Genomic DNA, 2,532 nt, shown 5'->3' on the forward strand with positions numbered 1-2,532 from the left:
TGTTTTACAACTAAAAGTTGTCATTTTAACTTTACACTGTTCAATTTTCAAAGACCAAATTGTTGTGTGCCGTTACCGGCGACTCTTAATACTATATCAGATCTTTCGATCTGTGTCAACACTTTTTTTGAAAAAGTTTTAACTTGTCGAATCTGTTGTTCTTAGAAGCGACTCTTAATACTATAGCATCTCATGAAATGTTTGTCAATAACTTTTTTTATTTCTTTTATACAAATCGTTGTACATCTCATATGCAACATGAAATAGTCTAACACCATAATACTATAATGTCAAGTTCTAACTATATTTTTTTATTAAGAACTTTTTTCAGATTATGTAAATCATTGATATATTGCTCTTTTATACTTCTATTATATATGACAGCAGCTGGATGATATAAAGGGTATATAGTATATATTGTATTATCTATTTCTTTTTCTAATGGCTTTCCATGATAACTTCCTATGGTTATATTATCATTATTCATTACTGTTTTAAAAGGTATATTCCCTAGAGTAACAATAATAGTAGGCCCTATAATCGAAAGTTCTTTATATAAGTATTCTCTAAACTTCTCTATTTCATTCTTCTTTGGAGTTCGATTAATCTTGTTCCCGGTCTTATCACTTATTTTTGTAGGTCGATATTTTACAGTGTTAGTTATATATATATCTTTTCTATCTAATTCTAATATATCTAAAAATTCATCTAGATACTTTCCTGCTGCTCCAACAAAGGGCTTTCCTTTTTCTACCTCATTTTTACCTGGTGCTTCGCCTATTAAAACTATTTTACTATGAACCGATCCATATCCTAATACTAATGTCTCATCACGAAATTTTTCTTCTACTATATTATTAAGTTCTTTGATATTTTGTTCTTTATTCATTAAAAATTCTCCTTTATTTTATTACTCTGAATACACTCTATTGTAACATATTTTGACTTTCATTTTGATTATATACTATCATCATTTCTACTGAATAATATAAAACCATTTATCATAGATATTAATGAAGAAACATTACTTAAATAAAAAAATCATAAAAACTAGGGGGAGTTATAAATGTTTTTACCTATAATATTATTTTGTATAGGCTTAATTCTTATAGTAAAAGGTGGAGATTATTTTATTGATTCTTCAATAAATATAGCTAGAATTACTCACCTTCCTGAAATCCTTATAGGAGCTACTATAGTAAGTTTAGCTACTACTGCACCAGAAGCTATCGTATCTATAACTGCCTCATTTAAAAAGTATACAGAAATGAGTGTAGGTAATTCAGTAGGATCAATTATCTGTAATACGGGTTTAGTCCTTGGAATAACTACTTTAATAAAACCAAGTAATGTAAAGGGTAAATTCATTAAATTAAAATCTTTGATGTTGATTTTATACTTTTTAATATTCTTTATCATATCCAGCGATGGAATAATTAATAATAATAATTCTTTATTACTACTATCTCTTTTATTAGTCTATATAATATTCGACTCATTAGTTATTAAACACAAAAAGGCTCAACCGGTTACATCTGATGTTATCTATTTCTCGAAAAAAGAATATATTAAGATATTTATTCTATTTATAATTGGTATAATAGGTATTTTTATAGGTTCAAATTTATTAATTAATAATGGAATTATCATAGCAAAATCTATAGGGGTCCCAGAAGCAGTTATCAGTCTTACCTTCATTGCATTAGGTACTTCTCTACCAGAGCTTACTACAGCTCTAACAGCATTGAGAAAAGGTTATTCTTCATTATCAGTAGGAAATATAATTGGAGCTAACATATTAAATATATCATTAGTTTTGGGGACTTCTGGGTTTATTAATGATCTTACTATTACTAAGCAAAATATATATTTGGATTTTCCCTTAGCCTTTATAATGATTACTATACTGGGTTTATCCTGTATAGTTAGAGGTAAAATCAGTAGGTTAATTGGTATCTTATTATTTTCCATCTATATACTATACTTAACTACCCTTTATTTTTTCTATATGGTTTAGTAAATATGTTTAGTAGATTCGTGACTAAAAGGTTGTCTCCATTCTCAACCTTCTTCAACCCATTTATCCACTATTCTAGAATTAACTTCTGTATTTTTTTATTACTTTAATTCTTTTCAGACCATCTTTAATCTTCACTTAGTTTAGTAAGATTTCAGTTAACGTACCTTTGTTCCCGACGTTTCCCAGCGTTACAGTTGGTTTTCTAACCTTAGATATCTCGTATCTTAGCTTAGAAGGTTGCCGATTCAATTGGCTGGGAATGTGGTGCTGACTATCCTACTCTGGACGTTCCCTCTAGACATCCTTTATGGGAACATATTATTATGTACTCTAGTTCCTCACGACCCAACATTACCTCTTTACTAACCAAAATAATCTTCTAATAAAGTTATTTTCTTGTTAGTGCTATCCATTTCAATATAACATCCTATTGGCATTACCATTGGTCTATTATGACAACTATGAAAATCTGCAATGATTGGTAGATTTTCATTATTAAGTACTTCTAATAA

The 2,532-nt window shown here is 28.4% G+C and carries 2 protein-coding genes; one reads left to right on the top strand and one right to left on the bottom strand.

Translation table 11 applies throughout. The annotated features are described in order from the left end of the window. Positions 1 to 301 precede the first annotated feature (301 nt). Complete coding sequence (locus tag GOQ27_RS00055; RefSeq protein WP_203364765.1) at positions 302 to 889, bottom strand: uracil-DNA glycosylase; 588 nt, start codon at positions 887 to 889, stop codon at positions 302 to 304. 177 nt (positions 890 to 1,066) lie between these two features. On the opposite strand from GOQ27_RS00055, the gene GOQ27_RS00060 reads away from it, so the two are divergent. Continuing rightward, positions 1,067 to 2,017 carry a calcium/sodium antiporter gene (locus GOQ27_RS00060; RefSeq protein WP_203364766.1) on the top strand — a complete coding sequence of 317 codons (951 nt, stop codon included), beginning with the start codon at positions 1,067 to 1,069 and terminating at the stop codon, positions 2,015 to 2,017. Positions 2,018 to 2,532: the final 515 nt, after the last annotated feature.

Origin of the sequence: Anaeromonas frigoriresistens (assembly GCF_016820655.1) — a bacterium.
In the GTDB taxonomy this organism is placed as follows: domain Bacteria; phylum Bacillota; class Clostridia; order Tissierellales; family SIT17; genus Anaeromonas; species Anaeromonas frigoriresistens.

Coding starts and splice junctions, on each gene's coding strand:
- GOQ27_RS00055 (WP_203364765.1), bottom strand. CDS start 889: ATGAATAAAGAACAAAATATCAAAGAACTTAATAATATAGTAGAAGAA.
- GOQ27_RS00060 (WP_203364766.1), top strand. CDS start 1,067: ATGTTTTTACCTATAATATTATTTTGTATAGGCTTAATTCTTATAGTA.